Origin of the sequence: Microvirga calopogonii (genome assembly GCF_003347665.1) — a bacterium.
Taxonomy (GTDB): Bacteria; Pseudomonadota; Alphaproteobacteria; order Rhizobiales; family Beijerinckiaceae; genus Microvirga; species Microvirga calopogonii.
The window spans coordinates 1-23,498 of the sequence record NZ_QDGA01000050.1 but is presented as its reverse complement, the minus strand read 5'-3'; the positions used below and the strand labels follow the sequence as shown (position 1 = coordinate 23,498).

The window sequence follows — 23,498 nt, the reverse complement described above, 5'->3', positions numbered from 1 at the left end:
CATGGCTGAGAAGAAAGGCGCTGAAGATCGCCGCAAGGCTCGTGTGCGCCGTGCGATCAAGAAGGCAGCGAATGGCCGTCCGCGTTTGTCGGTCTTCCGTTCGTCCAAGCAGATCTACGCCCAGGTCATCGATGACGTGCGCGGCCACACGGTCGCGTCGGCTTCGACCCTCGAGGCTGACCTGAAGGGCAAGCTCAAGACCGGCGCCACCGTGGATGCGGCGAAGGAAGTGGGCAAGCTCGTTGCTGAGCGTGCGGTTCAGGCCGGCGTGAAGCAGGTCATCTTCGACCGCTCGGGCTACCTCTATCACGGCCGCGTCAAGGCTCTGGCCGACGCAGCCCGTGAAGGCGGTCTGGATTTCTAACGGCGGGTATAATCCAAGTAACCCTTAGCGAGCGGGCCCGCCGCCCGCGCAAGTGAGAGGTCTCATGGCTAGAGAACCAAGAGAACGTGCTGATCGCGAAGAGCGCGACAGCGAATTCGTGGACCGCCTGGTCCACATCAACCGCGTCGCCAAGGTGGTGAAGGGCGGCCGTCGCTTCGGCTTCGCTGCTCTCGTCGTCGTCGGCGACCAGAAGGGCCGCGTCGGCTTCGGTCACGGCAAGGCCCGTGAAGTGCCGGAAGCCATCCGCAAGGCCACGGACGCCGCCAAGCGTTCCATGATCCGCGTTGCCCTCCGCGAGGGCCGCACGCTTCACCACGACGTGAACGGCCGCCACGGCGCCGGCAAGGTCGTGCTGCGTGCCGCTCCCCAGGGTACCGGCATCATCGCCGGCGGCCCGATGCGCGCCGTCTTCGAGGTGGTGGGCATGCAGGACGTGGTCGCCAAGTCGCTCGGCTCGTCGAACCCGTACAACCTCGTCCGCGCGACTTTCGACGCGCTCAAGAACGAGGACAGCCCGCGTTCGGTCGCCGCTCGCCGTGGCCTGAAGGTCTCGACGCTGCAGGCTCGCCGCCGCGATGCGGATGTCAGCGAAGCCGCTGGCGCTGAAGCGTAAGGGAGGCTTTGACGATGGCAAAGAATCCTGCTTCCGCTGGGAAGACCGTCACCGTTGAGCAGATCGGCTCGCCGATCCGCCGTGAAGCCAAGCAGCGCCAGACGCTGATCGGCCTCAAGCTCAACAAGCTTCACCGTACCTCGACCTTGGAAGACACGCCGGCAGTTCGCGGCATGATCGAGAAGGTCAAGCACCTCGTGCGCGTTGTCGACGGGCAGTGAGGAGAGCGTCATGAAACTCAACGAAATTCGTGACAACGAAGGTTCCACCAAGAACCGCATGCGTGTCGGCCGTGGTATCGGCTCCGGCAAGGGCAAGACCGGTGGACGCGGCGTGAAGGGACAGAAGTCCCGTACCGGCGTGTCGATCAAGGGCTTCGAAGGCGGTCAGATGCCTCTGCATCGTCGTCTGCCGAAGCGTGGCTTCAACAAGCCGAACGCGATCGAGCTGAACGAGGTCAACGTCGGCCGCATCCAGCAGGCCATTGAGGCCGGCAAGCTCGACACGGCTACCGCCGTGACCGTCGAGACGCTGGTGGCCGCCGGTGTGGTGTCCAAGCCCCGTGACGGCGTGAAGATCCTCGGCGTCGGCGAGCTCAAGACGAAGCTTTCCTTCCAGGTCCACGGCGCGTCTAAGTCGGCCGTCGAAGCGATCGAGAAGGCTGGTGGCTCGGTCACCCTTTTGGGTGCCGTTGCGCAGGTGTGAGCCAGCGCCCACATTGACTAAGATCCAAGCGGCGGCCCGCGTCTGATCGCGTGGCCGCCGTTTGCGTGATGACCGTCACGTATCAGGTATTTCGGGGACACCACTATGGCCTCAGCAGCCGAGCAACTCGCGGCAAACATCAATTTCGGCGCCATTGCCAAGGCCGATGAGCTCAAGAAGCGCATCTGGTTCACCTTAGGCGCCCTCATCATCTACCGTCTCGGCACCTACATTCCGCTGCCCGGCATCGATCCGGAAGCACTCCGGCAGAGCTTCCAGAATGCCAGCGGGGGCGTGCTCGGCCTCTTCAACATGTTCTCGGGCGGCGCCGTGGAGCGCATGGCCATCTTCGCCCTGAACATCATGCCGTACATCTCGGCATCGATCATCGTCCAGCTCCTCACCTCCGTTCTGCCCTCGCTCGAGGCGCTGAAAAAGGAAGGCGAGGCGGGCCGCAAGATCCTGAACCAGTACACCCGCTATCTGACGGTGTTCCTGGCCGTGTTCCAGTCCTGGGGCATCGCGGTGGGCCTGCAGAGCTCAGGGACCATCGTGCAATCTCCCGGGCCGTTCTTCCTCATCTCGACCGTGATCACGCTCACCGGCGGAACCATGTTCCTCATGTGGCTGGGCGAGCAGATCACCTCGCGGGGAATCGGCAACGGCACGTCGCTGATCATCTTCGCCGGCATCGTGGCGAACCTGCCCAATGCTATCGCGGGCACGCTGGAGCTCGGCCGCCAGGGTGCGATCTCGACCGGCCTGATCCTCGGCGTCATCGTGATGGCTGTGGCGATCATCTACTTCGTCGTGTTCATGGAGCGCGCTCAGCGCCGTCTGCTGATCAACTATCCGAAGCGCCAGGTCGGCAACCGGATCTATGAGGGGCAGACGTCGTTCCTGCCGCTCAAGCTCAACACCTCGGGCGTGATTCCGCCGATCTTCGCGTCCTCGCTGCTGCTGCTGCCGGCCACAATCGGCAGCTTCCAGAGCAACGCCGACGGTACGGGAATCATCTCGACCCTCACGGCCTATCTGGGCCATGGGCGGCCGGCCTACATGTTCCTCTATGCGGCGCTGATCGTGTTCTTCGCCTTCTTCTACACCGCCATCGTGTTCAATCCGACCGAGACGGCCGACAATCTGAAGAAGCAGGGCGGGTTCATCCCGGGCATCCGTCCCGGCGAGCGCACGGCGGATTTCATCGATCAGGTTCTGACCCGCATCACGGTGTTGGGCGCCGCCTATCTGGTGATCATCTGCCTGATTCCCGAACTGCTGGTGTCTTATGCGGCCTTGCCATTCTACTTTGGCGGCACTTCGCTTCTGATCGTAGTGTCTGTTACCATGGACACGGTCGCGCAGGTGCACGGCCATCTTCTGGCGCACCAATATGAGGGCCTCGTCAAGAAGGCGAAGCTCAAGGGCGCACGCAGGCGATAAGGCTGTCTCCGGCGAACCGGGGCGGTTCGCCGTCAGCAGAAGCAATTAGGCAAAGGGAGAACTGGTCCCCGTGAGGGGAGCAGTTCTAAGATCGAAGCATCTCGCTCGCAGGCGAGCAAACTCGACGAAGTGAGGGGGACGTCGATGAGGATGATTCTGCTGGGGCCGCCGGGAGCCGGGAAGGGCACTCAGGCTGTGCGTCTGGTCGAAAGGCTGGGAATTCCGCAGCTGTCGACGGGCGACATGCTCCGCGCAGCCGTGGCGGCCGGTACGCCGGTCGGTCTCAAGGCAAAGGCCGTCATGGATCGGGGCGACCTGGTATCCGACGATATCGTGGTCGGCATCATCGCCGACCGGATCGAGGAGGCCGACGCCAAGAACGGCTTCATCCTCGACGGTTTCCCGCGGACCGTGGCCCAGGCGGAAGCGTTCGACGCGATGCTGGCCGAGAAGGGCCTCAGGCTCGATTCCGTCATCGAGTTCAAGGTGAACGAAGCCGAGCTGGTCGATCGGATCGTCCGGCGGGCCAAGGAAACGGAAGCCCGTGGGGAGCCGGTCCGCAAGGACGACAATCCGGAAGTCTTCAAGACCCGGCTCGAAGCCTACCGGAACCAGACGGCACCGCTCTCGGCCTATTACGAGAGCAGGGGCATGCTGAAGACCGTCGACGGCATGAAGCCGATCGATGACGTGACCGAGGCGATCAGGGGAATTCTTGGACGGTGACGGAGGAGGGGACAGCTCGGCTGTTCCTTATCCCTCTCCGTCAAACCGTTGATCGTCGCCGATCAGGAGGTCTCGCATGATCTTCGGCACGGGAAAGCCGTAACCGGACCCTGGTGTTTCGAAGTACAACCTTCCGGACTTGTGGCAGTCACTGAGATACAGGCGGGAGCCGATCATCTGTAGCGTCAGAATGATCGCCTGGAACTGATCGACGCCGTAAGTCGTGGTCTCGTCCACCCCGTCCGGCCATTCAATGGTGAAGCGGCACCACCAGTATTTGCCGCTTCCCGCCGGAGCATAGAGCTTGACCGGCACGGGGATGATTGTTCCTGATTGAGTGACATAGTCGAGTTCACGCTGTGCAATGATCATGGGATGCTCGGTCGTCCGGTGGTAGAGCCGTCTGGTCTATATTGCTTCAGTATTACATAGAATGTCTCTTGGGATCGATGGCGGCTGCGACTGGATGCGTACAGGTTCGGTCGGGCGTCATGCTTGGAGATCCAGGACAGCGATGGGCTTGATGCTCTAAACGGTGTTGACGTAAGCCCTAAAAGCGGCTATGTGCCTCCACTTGCAAAAGATGAGCTCGGCTCGGAGGGCTTCGGGAGAAGTCACTCGGGTCGTTTTGTTTTGCATAAGCCCGCGCAGGGGCCGGCCTCCACCGGACGCGCGATAACCAAAACCCGAAGCATTTGCTTCTGACATGGAGACGGACGATGGCCCGTATAGCTGGCGTCAACATCCCGACCGCCAAGCGCGTTGTGATCGCGCTTCAGTACATCCACGGCATTGGGCCCAAGAAGGCCCAGGAGATCATCGAGAAGGTCAACATCCCGGCCGAGCGCCGCGTGAACCAGCTGACCGACGCCGAGGTTCTGGCCATCCGCGAGACGATCGACCGCGACTACATCGTCGAAGGTGATCTGCGCCGCGAAGTGTCCATGAACATCAAGCGCCTGATGGATCTCGCCGCCTATCGTGGCCTGCGTCACCGCCGCTCCCTGCCGACTCGCGGTCAGCGCACGCACACGAACGCCCGCACCCGCAAGGGCAAGGCGAAGCCGATCGCCGGCAAGAAGAAGTAATTTTGATCGGCCGCTCCCCGCGGGCGGCCTTTTCTCCCGAGCGCCTGGAACGACGGGCGCGCTTGAAGGATCTTTGGAATGGCTAAAGAAGCTACCCGCGTCCGCCGCCGCGAACGCAAGAACATCGTTTCCGGCGTGGCGCATGTGAACGCCTCGTTCAACAACACCATGATCACCATCACCGACGCTCAGGGCAACACGATCTCCTGGTCCTCGGCCGGTGCCATGGGTTTCAAGGGTTCGCGTAAGTCGACCCCGTACGCGGCTCAGATCGCCGCTGAAGATGCGGCCCGCAAGGCTGCCGAGCACGGCATGCGCACCCTTGAGGTCGAAGTGTCCGGTCCCGGCTCCGGCCGTGAGTCCGCTCTGCGCGCCCTCCAGTCGGCCGGTTTCACCGTCACGTCGATCCGTGACGTGACGCCGATCCCGCACAACGGCTGCCGCCCGCGCAAGCGTCGCCGCGTCTAAGGTTATCCGGCGCGTGGGTCCAAAACCCACGCGCGTTCCGGTTTAAAGGGTTGGCCGCAAGCCTCCCTTCAAGCCGTACCTCATGAGGTGTGGTTGTGATCCAAAAGAACTGGCAAGAGCTGATTAAGCCGAACAAGCTTGAAGTCGCCCCCGGCGACGACCCGAAGCGCATCGCGACGGTCGTGGCCGAGCCGCTCGAGCGTGGCTTCGGCACGACGCTCGGCAACTCGCTGCGCCGGGTCCTCCTGTCGTCGCTCCAGGGCGCGGCAGTGACGGCGATCCATATCGACGGCGTGCTGCACGAGTTCTCGTCCATCCCGGGTGTCCGCGAGGACGTAACCGACATCGTCCTCAACGTGAAGACGATCGCCATCAAGATGCAGGGCGAGGGCGCGAAGCGCATGACGCTCCGCAAGACCGGCCCTGGCGCTGTGACGGCTGGCGACATCAACACCGTCGGCGACGTGCAGATCCTGAACCCCGAGCTCGTGCTCTGCACCCTCGATGAGGGCGCCGAGATCCGCATGGAGTTCACGGTCGACACGGGCAAGGGCTACGTTCCTGCCGAGCGCAACCGCACCGAGGACGCTCCGATCGGCCTCATCCCGGTCGACTCGCTCTACAGCCCGGTCAAGAAGGTCTCCTATCGCATCGAGAACACCCGCGAGGGCCAGATTCTCGACTACGACAAGTTGATCATGACGGTCGAGACCAACGGCGCCGTGACGCCTGAGGATGCCGTAGCCTATGCCGCCCGCATCCTGCAGGATCAGCTCCAGGTCTTCGTGAACTTCGAAGAGCCGCGCAAGGAAGAGGCCGCCGCTGCCGCACCGCAGCTGCCCTTCAACCCGGCGCTCCTCAAGAAGGTGGACGAGCTCGAGCTGTCGGTCCGTTCGGCCAACTGCCTGAAGAACGACAACATCGTCTATATCGGCGACCTCATCCAGAAGTCCGAGGCGGAAATGCTCCGCACCCCGAACTTCGGCCGCAAGTCGCTCAACGAGATCAAGGAAGTTCTCGCCGGCATGGGCCTGCACCTCGGCATGGACGTGCCGGGCTGGCCGCCGGAGAACATCGAAGACCTCGCGAAGCGCTTCGAAGAGCACTACTGAGTTTTCTGAAGCCGCCTTTCACGAAGAAGGGCGGCTTCAAACCTGCCCCCGCCCATAGGACGGGATCATAAGAGAGACGGCCGTACCTTGGCACGGCGGCCGTAAGATCAAGGAGAAAGCCAATGCGTCACGGATTCCGTGGTCGTCGCTTCAACCGCACGACCGAACACCGCAAGGCCATGTTCGCCAATATGGCGGCTGCGCTGATCAAGCACGAGCAGATCGTCACGACCCTGCCGAAGGCGAAGGACCTGCGTCCCGTCGTCGAGAAGCTGATCACGCTCGGCAAGCGCGGTGACCTGCATGCCCGCCGCCTCGCCATGTCGAAGCTGCGCGATGAGACCATGGTCAAGAAGCTGTTCGACGTTCTGGGCAAGCGTTACCAGGACCGCAACGGCGGCTACACCCGCGTCCTGAAGGCCGGCTTCCGCTACGGTGACAACGCCCCGCTGGCCGTGATCGAGTTCGTGGACCGCGACGTTGATGCGCGCGGCCAGGATTCGGGCCCGACCCAGAAGGAAGAGCTGGTCGAAGCCGCCGAGTAAGATCTCGGCTTCAACGATTTCATCAAGGGCGGTCTTCGGGCCGCCCTTTTTGTTTGTCCTGACTGGCGATGCGCCCGCGAGCCCGGTTTCGCCGGGATCGGGGCCTCCGATCGTTCTGTGTATTCCTGCCCGGTGGCTTCGGTCGGGTTGTTTTATTGCATTGATGTGGCTTAGTGTCCCTCAATGAGCACGCGCCGGCACCTGCCAGTCCTGTCGTCCCTCCGGGCCGTTGAGGCAGCAGGGCGGCATCTCAGTTTCAGCCGTGCGGCCGACGAACTCCTCATCACGCAAAGCGCCGTCAGCCATCATGTCCGCAAGGTCGAGGAGGAGCTCGGCGTCAGTCTGTTCATTCGGCAGGCCAGGTCTATCGCGCTCACGCCTGATGGCGCGAAATTCCTGTTATATCTGAGTGAGGCTCTCGATCTGATGGCCAAGGGCGCAGATGAGATCCGGCGGTCGGGGCGCCGGACGCTGCGGGTGAGCCTGCTCGCGTCGTTCGCAACTCATTGGCTGATCCCACGTCTCGCCCGATTCACGGAATCCCATCCGGATATCGATCTCATCCTGGAGCCGTCCACGCGTACGGTCGATTTCGCCTCGGAGCAGATAGATCTCGCCATCCGTTACGGCCGCGGCGGCTGGAGCGGGACGCAGGCCCAGAAGTTCCTGGCCGAGTCGATTTCTCCGGTCTGCAGCCCGTCGTTTCCCAACCAAGGCGAGATCCCGGCCGATCCCAGGGAGCTGTCGAAACATCCCCTTCTGCTTTCCTTCTCCAATGCCCCCTTCGAGTGGGAGGTCTGGTCTGAGAGGGCAGGGGTAGACCTGACATCCGCGCGCAGCCTCATGCTTCACGATTACAACATCGTCATTCAGGCGGCCCTCGACGGTCAGGGGATCGCCATGGGGCGGCACAATCTGATTGCAGATCACCTGAGGCGTGGCGCCCTGATTGAGTTCTGCAAGGATTTCCGCGTCTCGGAGGAGATCGGTTACTGGATAGTCATGCCGGAGCATCCGAAACACCAGGCCAAGATTTTCGCGCGCTGGCTTACAACCGAGGCCCTGACATCCATGCATGAGTGAGAGTCATGAGCCTCTGAAGAGTTTGAATTGGTGGCGACAGTTCTGGATCCGTACGCTCCGAACGCCAAATTTGGAGCCCTGATATGTCGAAGTCCATTGCCGAGCGCCTTCGGGAGCTGGGTCTCGCCCTCCCACAGATATCCACGCCGGTCGCCAACTATATCCCGTGGACCCGGTCAGGCGATCTGATCTTTATCTCGGGGCAAATTCCCCAGGAGAACGGGCAGCCCGCATATATCGGCCGGCTCGGCGATACGATCTCCATCGAGGACGGGCGGCGTGCGGCAGAGCTTTGTGCGCTCAATCTGCTGGCGCATATCGACGCCATTGCCGGCGGCGAGCTTGCGCGGGTGCGGCGTATCGTTCGCCTGGGCGGTTTCGTCAGCTGCATTGCGGAGTTCGATCAGCAGCCTCAGGTCATCAATGGCGCGTCCGATCTTATGGTCGCCGTTTTCGGGGAGAACGGGCGCCACGCCCGCACGGCGGTCGGAGTGACCTCACTGCCACGCGGCGTTGCCGTGGAAGTGGATGCCACCGTCGAAATTGCCTTCTGAGGAAGAATTCATGTCTATCGATATCAATCGTATCCGGGCTGAAACTCCGGGCTGCTCCATGGTGGCGCATTTCAATCATTCGAGCTGCTCGCTTCCCCCGGTTCAGGTGACGAATGCAATCGTGGAGCACCTCCAGCGGGAGGCTCTTTACGGTCCAGGCGAAATGGGTGTCGCCGCCGCCGAGGACATTCAGGCGACACGCCATGCCGCAGCCCGACTGCTCAATGCGTCCACCGAAGAGATCGCCCTCGTGGGAAGCGGTTCACAGGGATGGGGACTCGCTTTCGCCTCTCTGCCGCCCTTGTGTTCGGGAGATCGGGTTCTCGTCGGTCGGCATGAATGGGGCGGCAATCTAAGCACGATCCATCAAGCGGCGAGGCGCGCGGGTGCCAGCGTCGAGGTCATTCCCTGTCGGGATGATGGCTGTGTCTCGCCTGAGGCCCTGGCAGCAATGATCGATGATCGCGTTCGCCTTATCGCCTTGACTTGGCTGCCGGCGACGAATGGCCTGATCAATCCGGCTGCTGAGATCGGCCGCATCGCACGGCGCGCGGGGATCCCGTATTTCGTCGATGCAGGTCAAGCGCTGGGGCAAATCCCGGTGGACGTGGAAGCCATCGGTTGCGATGTGCTCAAGGGGGCGGGACGAAAATATCTAAGGGGGCCGCGCGGAACGGCTTTGCTGTACGTGAGACGTTCGTTCCTTGAACAACTGATCCCTCCCTACCTGGATGTTCTCTCGGGGCCCTGGGTGAATAGCGGTCCCGTTCCGAGGGATGACGCTCGTCTCTTCGAGTCTGGCGAAAACCCATTTGCTCTTCAGCTCGGTCTTGGGGCGGCGATCAGGTATACGCTCGACATTGGCGTTGAAACGATCCGACAGCGGATTGATCGTCTTGCTGGAACGCTGAGAGTGCAGCTCTCCGACATTCCAGGAGTGCAGGTTCATGATGGAGGGCAGGAGCGCTCCAGCATCGTGGCATTCACGATCGAGGGCTTGGCGCCACAGGATGTGCGCCGTGCTCTGGCCGTCGATAAGATCAACGTCGCAGCCATTGCGGCAGCCTATACGCCTCTGGACATGGCATCTCGCGGCTTGGCCGAAATCATACGCGCGTCCGTCTCTTACTTCACCTCCGAGGAGGAAATCGAGCGGCTGGTCGGCGCCATCGCCGGTTTGAAGCGTTAAACAAGCCGCGTCCGTCAGTCTCATCGCGCCCGCGCAGGCAAGCGCGGGCTTTTATTTGGCATTTCGGCTACCACGTTCTATCCAGTCTGATACTCGATGAATGGATTCGGATGCCATGCGCTTGTTTCTGCTTCGCTTTTCGCTTGTCACTGCAGCCCTCATCTCTGGATTGACGGGAGCACAGGCCCAAACGCAGCGCGTCGTCCCTGAGAGCAAGGCGCAGGTCCAACTGTCGTTCGCGCCGGTCGTGCGCCAGACGGCCGGGTCCGTCGTCAATGTCTATGCCAGCCGCTCCGAGAAGCGGCAGAACGCCGCCATGGAGGAGTATTTCCGCCGGTTCTTCGGCGACAATGCGCCGGGCGTCCCCCGGGGGCGGTCGCAGAGCTCCCTCGGCTCCGGCGTCATCGTCGATTCGTCGGGCCTCGTGATTACGAACAACCACGTGATCGAGAACATGAACGAGGTGAAGGTCGCGCTGGCGGACCGGCGGGAATTCGCAGCCGACATCCTGCTGCGCGATCAGCGCACGGACATCGCCGTGCTGAAGCTCAAGGACGCGACGAACCTCCAGGCGATCGAACTCGGCGATTCCGAGGCCCTGCAGGTCGGCGACATCGTGCTTGCCATCGGCAACCCCTTCGGCGTCGGCCAGACCGTGACCCAAGGCATCGTGTCGGCGCTCGCTCGCACACAGGTCGGCATCTCCGATTATCAGTTCTTCATCCAGACCGACGCCGCCATCAATCCCGGCAACTCAGGCGGCGCGCTCATCGACATGAACGGTCGCGTCGTCGGCATCAACACGGCGATCTATTCCCGCTCCGGCGGCAGCATCGGTATCGGCTTCGCCGTTCCGTCGAGCATGGTCAAGGTGGTGCTGAACTCCGCCAAGGGTGGCGCCAAGAACGTGGTTCGGCCCTGGCTGGGGGCGCGTCTCCAGCCCGTGGACGGCGACATCGCGAGCGGGCTTGGCCTGGAGCGTCCGACGGGTGTTCTGGTGACCGCGGTCTACGACAAGGGACCGGCGGCCGAGGCTGGGCTGAAGCGGGGCGATGCAATCCTCATGGTAGACGGGCAGCCGGTCGATAACCCGGATTCCTTTGGCTACCGCTTCACCCTGAAGGGAACGCACGGCGAGGCGCCTCTCACGGTGCTTCGCGGCGGAAAACAGACGACCCTTCAGGTCAAGCTGACCCCACCGCCGGAGAACCCTTCGCGGGAGCCGGTGCGCGGCAAGACGCGGACGCCGTTCGCCGGAGCGACCCTCGTGAACATGTCGCCAGCGGTCGCCGACGAGCTGCAGATCGAGGTCGCTGATGACGGCGTGGTCGTGGCGGACCTGGAGGATCGCAGCGTTGCCGCCGGCGTCGGCTTCGAGAAGGGCGACCAGATCGTCGCCATCAACGGCGAGCGCCTGGCATCCACGAAGGACGCGGATCGCCTGATCAACCGCAACGGCGGTTATTGGGAAATCACCGTCAGCCGGGGCGGGCGGGTCTTTACGACGGTGCTCGGACGATAGACGGGACGGCGGGACCGAGATCAGGTATGGATGTTAGGCTGTTCCTGAGTCCCTGATCCATCATGAGTGACCTGTTTTCATCCGCCGGCCTCGACCGGAATGCGCCTCGTCCGCTGGCGGACAGGATGCGGCCGACCCAGCTGTCCGAGGTTGTCGGGCAGGACCATCTCGTCGGGCCGGACGGCATCCTGACCCGGCTCATCGCGTCCAAGACCCTGGGGTCTCTCATCTTCTGGGGGCCGCCCGGCACCGGCAAGACCACGGTCGCGCGCCTACTCGCCCATGAGACCGATCTTCACTTCGAGCAAATCTCGGCGATCTTCTCCGGCGTGGCGGACCTCAAGAAGGTCTTCGAGGCCGCCCGGCACCGGCGGTCCATGGGCAAGGGTACGCTGCTCTTCGTCGACGAGATCCATCGCTTCAACCGGGCCCAGCTCGATGCTTTTCTGCCCGTCATGGAAGACGGCACCATCACGCTGGTCGGGGCCACTACGGAGAACCCGTCCTTCGAGCTGAACGCCGCGCTTCTGTCCCGCGCCCGGGTGCTGCTCTTCAAGTCTCTCGACGAGGCGGCCATCGAACGGATCCTGGCGCGCGCCGAGGAGGTGACCGGCAAAAGCCTGCCGCTCGACGGCGAGGCGAGGGCGTCCCTCGTGCGCATGGCGGATGGAGACGGGAGAGCGGTCCTGACGCTGGCCGAGGAGGTCTGGCGCTCAGCGAAGCCCGGCGAGGTCTTCGATGCCGAACAGCTGCAGGAGATCATCCAGCGCCGCGCGCCGATCTACGACAAGGGCCAGGAGGGGCATTACAACCTCATCTCCGCCCTGCACAAAACCGTCCGCGGCTCCGATCCGGATGCGGCGCTCTATTACCTGACCCGCATGCTCGACGCGGGAGAGGACAGGCTCTTCATCGCTCGCCGTCTCGTGCGCATGGCCGTGGAGGATATCGGGCTTGCCGATCCCCAGGCGCTCGTCATCGCCAATGCGGCCAAGGACGCCTTCGATTTCCTGGGCTCTCCGGAGGGGGAGCTGGCGCTCGCGCAGGCCGCCGTCTATCTCGCCACCGCGCCGAAATCGAACGCGCTCTACACGGCCTACAAGGCCGCCACCCGGGTGGCGAAGGAGCACGGCTCCCTCATGCCGCCCAAGACGATCCTGAACGCCCCGACCAAGCTCATGAAGCAGATCGGCTACGGCGAGAGCTACCGCTACGACCACGACGAACCGGACGCCTTCTCGGGGCAGGATTACTGGCCCGAGAAGCTGGGCCGGCAGGAATTCTACGATCCCGTGGATCGCGGCTTCGAGCGGGAGATCCGGAAGCGGCTGGACTGGTGGGAGAAGCTGCGCCGGGAGCGGCGCGAGGATGGCAAGGAATAACCCATGAAATCCTACCTCCTCGTCTTCCTCGGCGCCGGGATCGGCGGCGCGCTTCGGCATGGGGTCAATCTCGGCTGCGCCCGCATGTGCGGGACGGCTTTCCCCTGGGGGACGCTGACGGTGAACGTGGCGGGCTCCTTCATCATGGGAGCCATCGCCGGGTGGCTCGCCTTCAAGGCAGGCGAAGGATGGAGTCAGCCCCTGCGGCTCTTCCTCACCACCGGAATCCTCGGCGGCTTCACGACGTTCTCGGCTTTCTCTCTCGATGCGGTTCTGATCTGGGAGCGGGGGCAGGCCGGGCTCGCGGCGACCTACGTGGCCGGGTCGGTTGTTCTCTCCATCGCCGGATTGGTGGCCGGTCTGGGGCTCGTTCGCACGATTGCGGCTTAAAGCATCGAACGACAATTCGAACCCGCGCCCGATGCTTTAAGTTTTTGGATTGACGCGTCTTTGCACGCAAAACCGGTGCCCACTTCTGCGTTCGATGCTCCAAACCTCGATTGCCGCTTCGGCGGCGCTCTGATACCCACAGTTCCATGAGAAAAAGCGGTTCAGGACAGAATAACGGTCGTGGCGGGCGCTCCGGTGCCCGGCAGGACTTTCGCTCGCGTGACGACAAGCCGGCGCGCAAGTCGTCATCGTCCAAGCCTTCGTCGTCCAGGTCGTCCTCGACCAAGTCTTCGGCGGCGAAGCCGGGCGGGTTGAAATCGGCGGCGGGCAAACCGCGTGCGGCGGCATCGGCCCTGCGCGAGAAGCCGGCCGCCCGGGCGAAACAGGCACGGCCCGCGGCCGTCGAAGCCCCGCGCGGGCCGACCCGCGCCCAGGCCCGGGCGGAGGCGCAGGAGGTCCTGGCAACGGGCGTGCAGACCCTCGTGGTCGAGCCCGACGAGGCCGACATGCGCGTCGACCGATTCCTGGTCGCACGGTTTCCGCAGCTCGCCTTCACGCATATCCAGCGCATCGTCCGTAAAGGGGAGCTGCGCATCGACGGCAAGCGCGCCCAGCCGAACGACCGGCTCGCCGCCGGCCAGAAGGTCCGCGTACCGCCCCTGAAGCTCGACCAGCCGCGGCCGGTCTCCCGCAACGCGGCCAAGGACCAGGACGACCGCGACTTCCTGAAGTCGATCACGCTCTACGAGGACAAGGACGTCCTCATCATCAACAAGCCGATGGGGCTCGCCGTCCAGGGCGGATCGGGCACCAAGCGGCATGTGGACGGCCTGCTCGAAGCGCTCAAGGACGACGAGGGGCAGAAGCCGCGCCTCGTTCATCGCCTCGACAAGGACACGGCGGGCTGCCTCGTCATCGCCAAGACGCGCTTCGCCGCGTCCACCATGGCCAAGTCCTTCCGCGCGCGCACCACGCGCAAGATCTACTGGGCGCTCGTCGCCGGCGTGCCGCGCGTCAGGCAGGGCAGGGTCTCGACCTACCTCGCCAAGGAAGGCGACGAGGGCGATTCCCGCATGCGCGTCGCCAAGCACGGGGACGAGGGTGCGAGCCATGCGCTCACCTATTACGCGGTGGTCGATACGGCGGCGCAGAAGCTCGCCTGGCTGTCGCTGAAGCCCGTCACCGGGCGCACGCATCAGCTGCGCGCCCACGCGGCCCATATCGGCCATCCCATCGTGGGCGACCCGAAATATTTCGACATCGAGAACTGGGAGCTGCCCGGCGGCATCCAGAACAAGCTGCATCTCCTGGCGCGCCGCATCGTCATCGCTCATCCGCGTACCGGAAAGCCCATCGACGTCACCGCGCCGCTGCCGCCGCACATGCAGCAGAGCTTCAACCTCCTCGGTCTCGATACGAGCCGCTACGATCCCATCGTCGAGGCACCCGAAGAGTAGCTTTCATCGCTCCTTCGATCCTCCTGCCCGTCGCACTTTCGCCGCGCATGGCGCGCAGCATCGGGTGTCTCATCCAGTCTTTCGGCTGTCTTGAGACAAAGGAGGAGATCGATGGAACACAAGCCTCTTGATCAGCTCCGTAGCGTCGCCGACGTCCAGCCGAGACCCCTGTCTCGCGAGGAACGGCTCCAGCGTTGGATCGACCTGCTCGAACGCGATCCGGCACGCCGCCTGCACTCCCTCGGTGAAATCGAGTTCAAGCCGCCGGCAGAGCGCGCCCTGGTCCGCGAGGACGACTCGCCGCTCACGGTCGCCTATGACGATCCCATCCTGCGTGCGGACGGCCTGGCGAGCGACCGGCTTGGCGATGCCATGCGGTATTTCGGATTGTCCGACGGTCAGGCCCATTACGTGCTTTGCTCGTGCTTGAGCGGACACTCGATGGACGCCTCGACCTGTGCTCAGAGATTGCGCAACGCGACAGGCAACGTCACCTGGCAATCGGCACTCGGCGCCTGGGTCCTGGCGGGCCTGGCGGTGGCTTTGCCGGGACTTGTCTATCTGCTGAGCTGAGACGAGCCCGGGGCAACGCTTATTCGCGGCAGGGATGACCCCTCCGCCGTCATGGATGGCCTTGTGCCGGCCATCCCGATCGGTAAGGCGTTCCGCTGTCATCCCCGGCGCACGCAGTGCGGGAAGGGGATCCATAGCGTTGCGCTTGATCGTGGATTCCCTTCCCCTCCGCTACGCTCCGGCCGGGAATGACACGGAGAACGCTGACCCAAGCGGCAGGGTCGTTGCCGGGAGGTGATGACGTCGAGACATGTTGCCTTAGCCGTTGCGAGCCGTCCGTAAATCGGTGACAAAGCCGCAGACCGCAAAGGCCCTTCTTCATGCTGCACATCGAGCCCGTCACCCTCTCCACCGACCGCCTGACCCTGCGCCCCTTGAGCCTCGCCGATGTGCCGCCCATGGGGCTGGCCGCCAGCGATGGCGAACTCTGGGAGAAGAAGACCACGACGGTGCCACGACCGGAAGAATTCGAGGCCTATGTGCAGAAGGCGCTAGACCTCCAGGCCGCAGGCCTTGCCCTTCCTTTCGCCACCGTGGTGAACGACGGGAACCGAGTCGTCGGCTCTACCCGCTACATGAACATCGATGCCGCCAATCACCGGGTCGAAATCGGCACCACCTGGATCGCGAAGTCCTGGCAGCGGACCTTCGTCAACACCCATGCGAAATTCCTCATGCTGCGGCATGCCTTCGAGGGCTTGGGGTGTCTCGCCGTCGAGATCCGCACCCATGCCCGCAACGACCAATCCCGTGCCGCCATCGAGCGCCTGGGCGCCAAGCTCGACGGCATCCTGCGCCAGCACATGATCATGCCCGACGGGCATGTCCGCGACACGGCGGTCTACAGCATCGTCCGGGAGGAGTGGCCCGCGGTGAAGGCAGGGCTCGAGCAACGGCTCGGGTGAAGAATCTGGTTCTCGTGCTTGCGATGCCCTGGCGAAACCCTCCCACGTCATCACCGGCCTCGTGCCGGTGATCTCGTCTTTATGAAGCGCCGAGCTTTTCGGTATCGGGATGGCCGGCACAAGGCCGGCCATGACGTGGGAGTGTGCGGCACCGATTCGTCGCTCCCTGCCATTGGGGAGAGGAGACGCCACGGCCGCGCCCTCCGAGCCCCTGGCGGAACGTGCCCCGCCGGACCACGTTGGTCCAGACAGCTTCTGTAACGCGAGTTGAGGCATGAGCAGCATGGTTCGCGACAACACCGCCCGTCATCGCTTCGAACTGGAACGGGACGGGCATATCGCCTTCGCCAATTACGAACGGCGTGGGTCCGATCTCGTGATCCGGCACGTGGAAGCAGCCGTACCCCTGCGCGGCACGGGAGCGGCAGGAGAGTTGATGCGCGGCGTGGCCGAGATCGCCCGCTCCGAAGGCCTGACGATCACGCCCCTTTGCGGCTATGCCTGGGCCTGGATCCGCCGCCACAAGGAATACAGCGATCTTCTCAATTGACGCGCATCCTCCCCGTTCGGTGGGTGTGCCTATTCGCCGTACTGCGATCTGCGTCAAAATAGACTAAACAGCGGCACCTCCAAAAAACATACATCGCGCTATGGGGGCGCCGCCGTGACCAACGTTCTCGAAAAAGCCAGAAGGGTTCTGGGCAAGAAAAGCGTGGCTGTTTCAGCCACCATCCTCATCTTGATCGCCGCAGCCGCCGTGTTCATCGGCCCCCGCCTGCTGGCCGAACCCGCCACCGAAATCACCTATTCCGACTTTACGCGGGACCTGGCGAACAAGAAGGTTCAGAAGGTCCTGATCGAGAGCGGCGGCCTGTCCGTCACGATGACGGACAGGGACGTCTTCGTGCGCATGCCCAACGGCCTCGTGAGTGCCGACTACATCGAGCGGATCACGGATGCCGGCGCCGAGGTGGATTTCAAGAAGCCCGGTTTCGATGCAGCCCATGTGGCGAGCATCCTGGTGCCCCTCGTGCTCGTCGCGGCCGTCCTGGTCATGCTGGCGATTCAGACCGATTTCAAGCCGACCTCCCGGTGGCCCCGCGTGATCCGCAGCCTCCCCAACCGGTTCGACGATGTCGCCGGGCAGGATGAGGCCAAGGCGGAGCTGCAGGAGGTCATCTCGTTCCTGCGCGATTCCGAAGCCTTCACCAAGGTGGGCGCCCGCATCCCACGCGGCCTCCTGATGGTCGGGCCGCCCGGAACGGGCAAGACCCTGATCGCCAAGGCGCTCGCCGGCGAGGCCGGGGTCTCGTTCATGGCGGTGTCGGGCAGCGACTTCTCGGCTCCTCTGATCGGCATCGCCAAGGGCCGGGTGTCCAAGCTGTTCGAGCAGGCACGCAAGAAGGCGCCCTGCCTGATCTTCATCGACGAGATCGACGCTATCGGCCGCAAGCGCGGCGGCGGCGGATCGGCTGCCGACCGTGAATTCGAGGCGACCCTGAACCAGCTCCTCGTCGAGATGGACGGCTTCAACACCACCGCCGGCGTGATCGTCATCGGGGCGACGAACCGCGTCGACGTGCTCGATCCGGCGCTCCTGCGCCCCGGCCGCTTCGACCGCCAGGTCCATATCGGCCTGCCCGACATTTCCGGCCGCGAGGCGATCCTCAGCGTTCATGCCCGCAACGTGAAGCTTGCGGAAGGCGTGAGCCTCGCCTCCATCGCCAAAGGGACGCCCGGTTTCTCGGGCGCCGATCTCGGCAACCTCCTCAATGAGGCGGCGATCTTCGCGGCCCGCGAGGGCGTTGAGGAGGTCACGCGCGACCACCTGGAGGCCGCCCGCAACAAGATCATCATGGGGCTCGAACGGCGCACGCTCGTCATCTCGGACGAGGAGCGCAGGCTCGTGGCCGTCCACGAGGCGGGCCACGCCCTCTGCGCCTGCCTGCTGCCCGCGTCGGACAAGGTGCACAGCGCCACCATCATTCCGCATGGCCAGGCGCTCGGCCTTGTGATGCGTCTGCCCGAGCACGACCGGTTCTGCATCCCGGTGGAGAAGCTCGAGGCGGACCTGATCGTCGCCATGGGCGGTCGCGCGGCCGAGGAGGTCGTGTTCGGGCCCAAGAAGGTGACGACCGGTGCTGCAAGCGACATCGCGCATGCGACCAACATCGTGACCAAGATGGTCACGGAATGGGGCATGAGCCCGGCCATCGGCATGGTCCGCGTCGCCCGCTCCGGCGACAGCCTTCCGCGCGAGGTCGAGCAGGAAATCCGCCGCATCATCGACGAGATGTACGCGGCCGCCAAGGCCTGCATCGAGGATAATCGGGGCGCGCTGGATGCCCTGACCGAGGCGCTGCTGGAGCACGAGACGATCGAGGGCGACGAAGTCCGGGCGATCGTCTCGCGGCAGGAAACGAGACTGGCGGCCTGATCGGCCGCCTGTTCTACCAGTTCAGGCGCGGACCGCTTCCCGGTCCGCGTCGCCGTCGTTCAGCAACGCATGGATCGTGCAGACGACGCCGGTCGGCGCAAAGGCGATTGTGACGTCGCCATGGAGTTCGTGGGCCAGGCTGCGCTCGATCAGCCGGGTGCCGAAACCGCGGTGGCTCGGCTCGATGACCGGCGGGCCGCCCGTTTCCGCCCAGACGAGTTCCAGCCCTTGAGCATCGGACCCGGAGGGGCGCGTTGTCGACCACTTGATCCCGATGCGCCCCGTCTCGTTGGACAATGCGCCGTATTTCACCGCATTGGTGCCGAGTTCCTGGATCGCCATGGCGATGGCGAGTGCGATCCGCGGCGGCAGGCGCATCTCGGGGCCGCGAAGATCGAAGCGGCTGTGCCCGTCGGCCTGAAAGGGCGCGATGGCCTCCTGGACGACTTCGCGCAGATAGGCCCCGTCCCAATTCTCGCGAGTGAGCACGTCATGGGCCCGGGAGAGGGCGAACAGGCGTCCCTCGACGGCAGCGCGCGCTTCGCTCGTCGTGCTGGCATTACGCAGGCTCTGGGACGCGATGGATTGAACGGTCGCCAGGGTATTCTTCACCCGGTGATTGAGCTCGTTGATGAGAAGCTGCTGGTGCTCCTCGGCCTTCTTCATCTCCGTGATGTCGAGCGCCACGCCCAGGGTTCGCGCCGGGAGGCCGTTCTCCACGTCCTGAAGCTCCGCGCGAAGCAGCAGCCAGTGCAGGGAGCCGTCGGGCCAGACGACCCGCAATTCGGTCTCCACATGCCGGTCCCCGCGCGAGAGGGCCTCGAGGGCGACGTCCCGGAGGCGCTTCTGTTCTCCGGGATAGTAAAGGGACCGGACCTGCTCGGTGGAGAGGGGGACGTCCGGGGACAGACCGAGCAGGCGGTTCAGTTCCGGCGAGGCGCTGACCTTCTCCGTGGCGGTTTCGACCTCCCACACGGCCATGCGCCCGGCATCGATGGCAAGGCGCAGGCGGGCCTCGCTTTCTGCCAGGGCCGCCTGCGACAGCTTGGTTTCGGTGAGGTCGGAGGCGAGGACGTAAAAGCCGACGATGCTGCCGTCCTCGGCACGGTCGGGGATATACTCGGATTTGACGTAGCGCATGCCCGTGCGAAACGGTGCCCACCACTCGTGTGCGGACCGTTGTCCGGCGAGGACGGCCTCGATGTAGGGTCTCGTCCGCTCGTAAGCCGGGAAGCCGACCGCCTCCCAGAGATGAAGCCCGTACAGGCTCTCCGGCGTGCGCGCGATCCAGGTCTCGTACGCGCGGTTGTTGAAGCGGTAGCGCTGATCCGTGTCCACATAGGCTACGAGGGCGGGTAGATGATCTGCAATCTGCCTGAGCTTCTTCTCGCTGACGTGAAGCGGCCATTCGCCGTCATCGGCATGAGCGCCGCCTGCCGACCCGGGACGAGGCTCCGTCGACGTCGCATGCGCCTGCAGCCGGGCCCGAAGCTCGCGATTTTCGCGCTCCAGTTCCGCGAGCCTGTGCAGCAGAGCATCCGTGTTCATGGGCTCCGTCATTACCATTTATTCTTCTTGGCCCATTTCCGGCTCGAACCTCATGCTACCCCAGGGCTTAAGCGAGAGTACAGGACGCAAACGGTAAAAAACCGGGAGACGCGGATTGTTTCCGCGCGGCAGCTTCTGGCAGCGGACGGGATAATTGAATAAGGTGCCGGCCACCAAGGGGGCTCCCACCATGAAGCGCATCATCCGCGTTACCGCCGTCATCACTCTAGGCCTGCTCGCCACGGCCTGCGACAAGTGCGGCAACTGGAACATCAACACACCGCAGTTCTGCCACGCCGACAAGCCGCAGAGCTGAATTCTAGGCTCTGCCTTTGAGCGGGAAAGGCCCTTGAAGCTCGTTCTCTTCGATGTCGACGGCACGCTGGTCGACAGCCAGAACATCATCGTGGCCGCCCAGCGGCTGGCCTTCGCCGCCCATGGGCTGGAGCCGCCGAGCCGCGAGCGCTCGCTCTCCATCGTCGGCCTGTCCCTGGTGGAGGCCTTCACGGTGCTGGTGGGGCCGAAGGGCCCCATCGCGGGCCTGGTCGAGGCCTACAGGGATTCCTTCCATACCCTGCGCCAGGATCCGGCGAATGCGGAGCCGCTCTTTCCGGGTGTCGAACCCTGCCTCGAATGGCTCCGGAGCCGCGAGGACGTGCTGCTCGGGATCGCGACCGGAAAGTCGCGCCGCGGCGTCGCCCATCTCCTCGACCGGCATGGCTGGCATGACGTCTTCTCGGTGATCCAGACGGCCGACGATGCTCCTTCCAAGCCGCATCCGGGCATGATCCTGCAGGCCATGCAGGAGACGGGGGCTCAACCCCACGACACGGTCATGGTGGGGGATTCGAGCTTCGACATGGGCATGGCCCGCGCCGCCAGCGTGCTGCCGGTCGGCGTGTCCTGGGGCTTCCAGCCCGTCGCCGCATTGACCGAGGCGGGGGCGGGGCCCATCGTCCATTCCTATGCGGAGCTGGAAAAGGTTCTGCGGCAATTCCTGAGCACGCCCTCGAAGATTTCCGCCTGAAACCCCATTTTAGGACCATGACAGATTCACGCGACTGGTTTCCCTCCGAAGAGGAACCGAACCCCATGCGCGCCGCGCAGGCCGGCATGAAGCCCACCCTGCCTAAGCGCTTCTACAAGGATGCGGGCGTCGAGGAACGGGACGGCCTGTTCCTCCTGACCCTGGACGGGCGCACCGCCAGGACGCCGGGCAAGCAGGCTCTTGCGGTGCCCTCTCGGGCTCTAGCCGAGGCTCTGGCCCGAGAATGGCAGGAGCAGGGGAGTGAGATCGACCCCTCGACCATGCCGATCACGCGCATCGTCAATTCCGCCATCGACGGTGTCTCGCCCCGGCAGGCGGAGGTCGTGGACGACCTCGTCCGCTATGCCGGGTCCGACCTGGTCTATTACCGGGCCGGCGAGCCCGAGCGCCTGGCGGCGTCGCAGGACGAGGCCTGGGGTCCGGTTCTCGACTGGGCCAAGAACACCCATGGCGCCCGCTTCACCCTGGGCGAGGGCGTCATGCACGTCACCCAGCCGGACGAGGCCATCGCGGCCATCCGCAGGGCCATCGAGGAGATCGGGTCCCCCTTCGCGCTCGCCGCCCTTCACGTGATGACCACCCTGTCCGGTTCGGTGCTGATCGCACTCGCCCACGCCGCCCGGCAGATGGACGCGGACCGGGCCTGGGCCGCCGCCCATGTGGACGAACTCTACCAGGAAAGCGTCTGGGGCGAGGATTACGAAGCCATGGAGCGCCGCCGCCGGCGCGAGGCGGATTTCAGGGCTGCCTCCGAGGTGTACAGGCTGGCGAGCCCATAACCGGGAAGGGCCGCCGGGCGGGAAACGCCGGCGGCTTTTTCATTCAGGGCAGGTCTTACGAGCGGCGGAAGGCGATTCCGCACTTCTTCTGGATCGAAGCGGCCTCGATGGCCTGCATCTGGCCCTTCAGGCGAGCGAGCTCCGCAGCCTGAGCGCCGTTGCCGCCTACGAAGAAAGCGGCGGGCCAGAAGATGACGACGGCAGCGGTGGTGGCCACCACGTCCTTGGTGCGTGCCGAATCCTGAGCACCGGCGGCTGCTGCGGCGGCAGAGCTGACGCCCTGGGCTTCCACGGCGAGTTCACGGCAGCTGTAGCTGGAATAGGCCATGGGGGAGACATAGGCAGCGGCCACATCCTCCGACCGGCTGGCGCAGCCGGCGGCCGTGAGGGAGAGGGCGGTCGCAAGAGAGGCGAAAATCTTGATCGTCTTCATGTGGAGCTCCAAAGCAACGTTATTGCATTTGGCTTCCTAATCCTTGAAGGCGTGGCCGTAAAGTGCTGTGGAGCACACGTCCATAGTGGGATTTTGGGCCATGCGCGGCTGTGCTAAGCGGTGAGGAACATTCCCCCGGCATCAGGGACCCCCGATGAAAGACATGCTTGAACGGCTTGAAGAGCGGCGCGCGCAGGCGCGCCTGGGCGGCGGCGAAAAGCGCATCGCGGCGCAGCACGGCCGGGGCAAGCTCACCGCCCGCGAGCGCATCGAGCTTCTGCTCGACAGGGGCTCGTTCGAGGAGTTCGACATGTTCGTCGAGCACCGCTCCACCGATTTCGGCATGGAGAAGGTCAAGATCCCCGGCGATGGCGTCGTCACCGGCTGGGGCACGGTCAACGGCCGTACGGTCTTCGTCTTCGCCAAGGACTTCACGGTGTTCGGCGGCTCGCTCTCCGAGGCGCACGCCCAGAAGATCATCAAGATCCAGGACATGGCGCTCAAGATGCGCGCCCCCATCGTCGGCCTGTTCGATGCGGGCGGCGCCCGCATCCAGGAGGGCGTGGCGGCGCTCGGCGGCTACGGCGAGGTGTTCAAGCGCAACGTGATCGCCTCCGGCGTCATCCCGCAGATCTCGGTGATCATGGGCCCGTGCGCGGGCGGCGACGTCTATTCGCCTGCCATGACCGATTTCATCTTCATGGTGCGCGACCGCTCCTACATGTTCGTCACCGGTCCGGACGTGGTGAAGACCGTCACCAACGAGACCGTGACCTCGGAGGAGCTCGGCGGCGCCAAGGTGCACACCACCAAGTCGTCGGTGGCCGACGGCGCCTATGACAACGATGTGGAAGCGCTGCTGCAGGTGCGCCGCCTCATCGACTTCCTGCCCGCCAACAACCAGGACGGCGTGCCGGAGATCCCGAGCTTCGACGATCCGAACCGGGTGGACGACAGCCTCGACACCCTGGTCCCGGACAACCCGAACAAGCCCTACGACATGAAGGAGCTGATCCTGAAGGTCGTGGACGAGGGCGACTTCTTCGAGATCCAGGAGTCTTACGCGAAGAACATCATCACGGGCTTCGGCCGCGTCGAGGGCCGCACGGTCGG

General features: G+C 64.4%; 28 protein-coding genes. 25 read left to right on the top strand and 3 right to left on the bottom strand.

Annotation, left to right across the window (positions count from 1 at the left end; genetic code table 11):
* The first annotated feature begins 1 nt into the window (after nt 1).
* The 6 genes from rplR (at nt 2) to DDF70_RS24525 (ending at nt 3,872) form a co-directional block, all read left to right on the top strand.
* A complete protein-coding gene (rplR, locus tag DDF70_RS24550; RefSeq protein ID WP_009764315.1) occupies nt 2-364 on the top strand; it encodes a 50S ribosomal protein L18 in 363 nt (120 codons plus the stop codon).
* 64 nt (nt 365-428) lie between these two features.
* Nucleotides 429-998 (top strand): 30S ribosomal protein S5, encoded by a 570-nt coding sequence (gene rpsE, locus DDF70_RS24545; protein ID WP_009764316.1) that lies wholly within the window; start codon nt 429-431, stop codon nt 996-998.
* A 14-nt stretch (nt 999-1,012) separates the two neighbouring features.
* On the top strand, nt 1,013-1,219 hold the full coding sequence (gene rpmD, locus DDF70_RS24540) for a 50S ribosomal protein L30 (protein WP_009764317.1): 207 nt from the start codon (nt 1,013-1,015) through the stop codon (nt 1,217-1,219).
* Nucleotides 1,220-1,229: 10 nt separating this feature from the next.
* Complete coding sequence (rplO, locus tag DDF70_RS24535; protein WP_114947414.1) at nt 1,230-1,703, top strand: 50S ribosomal protein L15; 474 nt, start codon at nt 1,230-1,232, stop codon at nt 1,701-1,703.
* Nucleotides 1,704-1,808: 105 nt separating this feature from the next.
* Nucleotides 1,809-3,146 (top strand): preprotein translocase subunit SecY, encoded by a 1,338-nt coding sequence (secY, locus tag DDF70_RS24530; protein ID WP_114947413.1) that lies wholly within the window; start codon nt 1,809-1,811, stop codon nt 3,144-3,146.
* 144 nt (nt 3,147-3,290) lie between these two features.
* Nucleotides 3,291-3,872 carry an adenylate kinase gene (locus DDF70_RS24525; RefSeq protein ID WP_114947412.1) on the top strand — a complete coding sequence of 194 codons (582 nt, stop codon included), beginning with the start codon at nt 3,291-3,293 and terminating at the stop codon, nt 3,870-3,872.
* A gap of 27 nt (nt 3,873-3,899) precedes the next feature.
* On the opposite strand, the gene DDF70_RS24520 is transcribed toward DDF70_RS24525, so the two are convergent.
* Nucleotides 3,900-4,244, bottom strand: coding sequence for a DUF6968 family protein (locus DDF70_RS24520; RefSeq protein ID WP_114947411.1), 345 nt, complete (start codon nt 4,242-4,244; stop codon nt 3,900-3,902).
* A 347-nt stretch (nt 4,245-4,591) separates the two neighbouring features.
* On the opposite strand from DDF70_RS24520, the gene rpsM reads away from it, so the two are divergent.
* The 15 genes from rpsM (at nt 4,592) to ftsH (ending at nt 18,577) form a co-directional block, all read left to right on the top strand.
* Entirely contained in the window at nt 4,592-4,960 is a 369-nt protein-coding gene (gene rpsM / locus DDF70_RS24515; protein WP_009764322.1) for a 30S ribosomal protein S13, read from the top strand.
* Nucleotides 4,961-5,038: 78 nt separating this feature from the next.
* Entirely contained in the window at nt 5,039-5,428 is a 390-nt protein-coding gene (rpsK, locus tag DDF70_RS24510; RefSeq protein ID WP_009764323.1) for a 30S ribosomal protein S11, read from the top strand.
* A gap of 89 nt (nt 5,429-5,517) precedes the next feature.
* Nucleotides 5,518-6,540, top strand: a complete 1,023-nt coding sequence (locus DDF70_RS24505) for a DNA-directed RNA polymerase subunit alpha (RefSeq protein ID WP_170316116.1) — start codon at nt 5,518-5,520, stop codon at nt 6,538-6,540.
* Between the two features lie 122 nt (nt 6,541-6,662).
* Nucleotides 6,663-7,085, top strand: coding sequence for a 50S ribosomal protein L17 (gene rplQ, locus DDF70_RS24500; protein WP_114947410.1), 423 nt, complete (start codon nt 6,663-6,665; stop codon nt 7,083-7,085).
* Nucleotides 7,086-7,268: 183 nt separating this feature from the next.
* The gene (locus DDF70_RS24495; RefSeq protein WP_114947409.1) at nt 7,269-8,168 is read left to right on the top strand and encodes a LysR substrate-binding domain-containing protein; all 900 of its coding nucleotides are present in this window, start codon (nt 7,269-7,271) and stop codon (nt 8,166-8,168) included.
* Nucleotides 8,169-8,251: 83 nt separating this feature from the next.
* Entirely contained in the window at nt 8,252-8,722 is a 471-nt protein-coding gene (locus DDF70_RS24490; RefSeq protein ID WP_114947408.1) for a RidA family protein, read from the top strand.
* A 10-nt stretch (nt 8,723-8,732) separates the two neighbouring features.
* Nucleotides 8,733-9,911 carry an aminotransferase class V-fold PLP-dependent enzyme gene (locus DDF70_RS24485; protein WP_114947407.1) on the top strand — a complete coding sequence of 393 codons (1,179 nt, stop codon included), beginning with the start codon at nt 8,733-8,735 and terminating at the stop codon, nt 9,909-9,911.
* A gap of 115 nt (nt 9,912-10,026) precedes the next feature.
* The gene (locus DDF70_RS24480) at nt 10,027-11,433 is read left to right on the top strand and encodes a Do family serine endopeptidase (protein WP_114947424.1); all 1,407 of its coding nucleotides are present in this window, start codon (nt 10,027-10,029) and stop codon (nt 11,431-11,433) included.
* 62 nt (nt 11,434-11,495) lie between these two features.
* Nucleotides 11,496-12,815, top strand: a complete 1,320-nt coding sequence (locus tag DDF70_RS24475) for a replication-associated recombination protein A (protein ID WP_114947406.1) — start codon at nt 11,496-11,498, stop codon at nt 12,813-12,815.
* Nucleotides 12,816-12,818: 3 nt separating this feature from the next.
* The gene (gene crcB, locus DDF70_RS24470) at nt 12,819-13,205 is read left to right on the top strand and encodes a fluoride efflux transporter CrcB (protein WP_114947405.1); all 387 of its coding nucleotides are present in this window, start codon (nt 12,819-12,821) and stop codon (nt 13,203-13,205) included.
* A gap of 146 nt (nt 13,206-13,351) precedes the next feature.
* The gene (locus DDF70_RS24465; protein ID WP_114947404.1) at nt 13,352-14,662 is read left to right on the top strand and encodes an RluA family pseudouridine synthase; all 1,311 of its coding nucleotides are present in this window, start codon (nt 13,352-13,354) and stop codon (nt 14,660-14,662) included.
* Nucleotides 14,663-14,773: 111 nt separating this feature from the next.
* Nucleotides 14,774-15,235 (top strand): hypothetical protein, encoded by a 462-nt coding sequence (locus tag DDF70_RS24460; RefSeq protein WP_205772470.1) that lies wholly within the window; start codon nt 14,774-14,776, stop codon nt 15,233-15,235.
* A 320-nt stretch (nt 15,236-15,555) separates the two neighbouring features.
* Nucleotides 15,556-16,140 (top strand): GNAT family N-acetyltransferase, encoded by a 585-nt coding sequence (locus DDF70_RS24455; protein WP_114947403.1) that lies wholly within the window; start codon nt 15,556-15,558, stop codon nt 16,138-16,140.
* A 274-nt stretch (nt 16,141-16,414) separates the two neighbouring features.
* The gene (locus tag DDF70_RS24450) at nt 16,415-16,690 is read left to right on the top strand and encodes a GNAT family N-acetyltransferase (protein ID WP_114947402.1); all 276 of its coding nucleotides are present in this window, start codon (nt 16,415-16,417) and stop codon (nt 16,688-16,690) included.
* Between the two features lie 114 nt (nt 16,691-16,804).
* Entirely contained in the window at nt 16,805-18,577 is a 1,773-nt protein-coding gene (ftsH, locus tag DDF70_RS24445) for an ATP-dependent zinc metalloprotease FtsH (protein ID WP_245435633.1), read from the top strand.
* A 21-nt stretch (nt 18,578-18,598) separates the two neighbouring features.
* Here ftsH and DDF70_RS24440 read toward each other — a convergent pair whose 3' ends face one another.
* Nucleotides 18,599-20,125 carry a sensor histidine kinase gene (locus tag DDF70_RS24440; RefSeq protein ID WP_162820633.1) on the bottom strand — a complete coding sequence of 509 codons (1,527 nt, stop codon included), beginning with the start codon at nt 20,123-20,125 and terminating at the stop codon, nt 18,599-18,601.
* Nucleotides 20,126-20,279: 154 nt separating this feature from the next.
* Between DDF70_RS24440 and DDF70_RS36890 the strand changes: the two genes are divergently transcribed.
* From DDF70_RS36890 to DDF70_RS24430, 3 genes are read left to right on the top strand one after another with little or no spacing between them, the layout of a single operon-like run.
* A complete protein-coding gene (locus DDF70_RS36890) occupies nt 20,280-20,441 on the top strand; it encodes a hypothetical protein (protein ID WP_162820632.1) in 162 nt (53 codons plus the stop codon).
* A gap of 33 nt (nt 20,442-20,474) precedes the next feature.
* Nucleotides 20,475-21,152, top strand: coding sequence for an HAD-IA family hydrolase (locus DDF70_RS24435; protein ID WP_114947399.1), 678 nt, complete (start codon nt 20,475-20,477; stop codon nt 21,150-21,152).
* A gap of 17 nt (nt 21,153-21,169) precedes the next feature.
* Nucleotides 21,170-21,952, top strand: coding sequence for an ATP12 family chaperone protein (locus tag DDF70_RS24430; protein ID WP_114947398.1), 783 nt, complete (start codon nt 21,170-21,172; stop codon nt 21,950-21,952).
* Between the two features lie 55 nt (nt 21,953-22,007).
* On the opposite strand, the gene DDF70_RS24425 is transcribed toward DDF70_RS24430, so the two are convergent.
* The gene (locus DDF70_RS24425; protein WP_114947397.1) at nt 22,008-22,385 is read right to left on the bottom strand and encodes a hypothetical protein; all 378 of its coding nucleotides are present in this window, start codon (nt 22,383-22,385) and stop codon (nt 22,008-22,010) included.
* A 154-nt stretch (nt 22,386-22,539) separates the two neighbouring features.
* Between DDF70_RS24425 and DDF70_RS24420 the strand changes: the two genes are divergently transcribed.
* Nucleotides 22,540-23,498 (top strand): acyl-CoA carboxylase subunit beta (locus tag DDF70_RS24420; RefSeq protein WP_281024385.1); only part of this gene is annotated, 959 nt, incomplete at its 3' end.

Coding starts and splice junctions, on each gene's coding strand:
- rpsE (WP_009764316.1), top strand. CDS start 429: ATGGCTAGAGAACCAAGAGAACGTGCTGATCGCGAAGAGCGCGACAGC.
- DDF70_RS24430 (WP_114947398.1), top strand. CDS start 21,170: ATGACAGATTCACGCGACTGGTTTCCCTCCGAAGAGGAACCGAACCCC.
- rplO (WP_114947414.1), top strand. CDS start 1,230: ATGAAACTCAACGAAATTCGTGACAACGAAGGTTCCACCAAGAACCGC.
- DDF70_RS24465 (WP_114947404.1), top strand. CDS start 13,352: ATGAGAAAAAGCGGTTCAGGACAGAATAACGGTCGTGGCGGGCGCTCC.
- DDF70_RS24525 (WP_114947412.1), top strand. CDS start 3,291: ATGAGGATGATTCTGCTGGGGCCGCCGGGAGCCGGGAAGGGCACTCAG.
- DDF70_RS24475 (WP_114947406.1), top strand. CDS start 11,496: ATGAGTGACCTGTTTTCATCCGCCGGCCTCGACCGGAATGCGCCTCGT.
- DDF70_RS24490 (WP_114947408.1), top strand. CDS start 8,252: ATGTCGAAGTCCATTGCCGAGCGCCTTCGGGAGCTGGGTCTCGCCCTC.
- DDF70_RS24455 (WP_114947403.1), top strand. CDS start 15,556: ATGCTGCACATCGAGCCCGTCACCCTCTCCACCGACCGCCTGACCCTG.
- DDF70_RS24425 (WP_114947397.1), bottom strand. CDS start 22,385: ATGAAGACGATCAAGATTTTCGCCTCTCTTGCGACCGCCCTCTCCCTC.
- rpsK (WP_009764323.1), top strand. CDS start 5,039: ATGGCTAAAGAAGCTACCCGCGTCCGCCGCCGCGAACGCAAGAACATC.
- DDF70_RS24460 (WP_205772470.1), top strand. CDS start 14,774: ATGGAACACAAGCCTCTTGATCAGCTCCGTAGCGTCGCCGACGTCCAG.
- DDF70_RS24495 (WP_114947409.1), top strand. CDS start 7,269: ATGAGCACGCGCCGGCACCTGCCAGTCCTGTCGTCCCTCCGGGCCGTT.
- rpmD (WP_009764317.1), top strand. CDS start 1,013: ATGGCAAAGAATCCTGCTTCCGCTGGGAAGACCGTCACCGTTGAGCAG.
- secY (WP_114947413.1), top strand. CDS start 1,809: ATGGCCTCAGCAGCCGAGCAACTCGCGGCAAACATCAATTTCGGCGCC.
- crcB (WP_114947405.1), top strand. CDS start 12,819: ATGAAATCCTACCTCCTCGTCTTCCTCGGCGCCGGGATCGGCGGCGCG.
- DDF70_RS24440 (WP_162820633.1), bottom strand. CDS start 20,125: ATGAACACGGATGCTCTGCTGCACAGGCTCGCGGAACTGGAGCGCGAA.
- DDF70_RS24450 (WP_114947402.1), top strand. CDS start 16,415: ATGAGCAGCATGGTTCGCGACAACACCGCCCGTCATCGCTTCGAACTG.
- rplQ (WP_114947410.1), top strand. CDS start 6,663: ATGCGTCACGGATTCCGTGGTCGTCGCTTCAACCGCACGACCGAACAC.
- rplR (WP_009764315.1), top strand. CDS start 2: ATGGCTGAGAAGAAAGGCGCTGAAGATCGCCGCAAGGCTCGTGTGCGC.
- DDF70_RS24480 (WP_114947424.1), top strand. CDS start 10,027: ATGCGCTTGTTTCTGCTTCGCTTTTCGCTTGTCACTGCAGCCCTCATC.
- rpsM (WP_009764322.1), top strand. CDS start 4,592: ATGGCCCGTATAGCTGGCGTCAACATCCCGACCGCCAAGCGCGTTGTG.
- DDF70_RS24485 (WP_114947407.1), top strand. CDS start 8,733: ATGTCTATCGATATCAATCGTATCCGGGCTGAAACTCCGGGCTGCTCC.
- DDF70_RS24520 (WP_114947411.1), bottom strand. CDS start 4,244: ATGATCATTGCACAGCGTGAACTCGACTATGTCACTCAATCAGGAACA.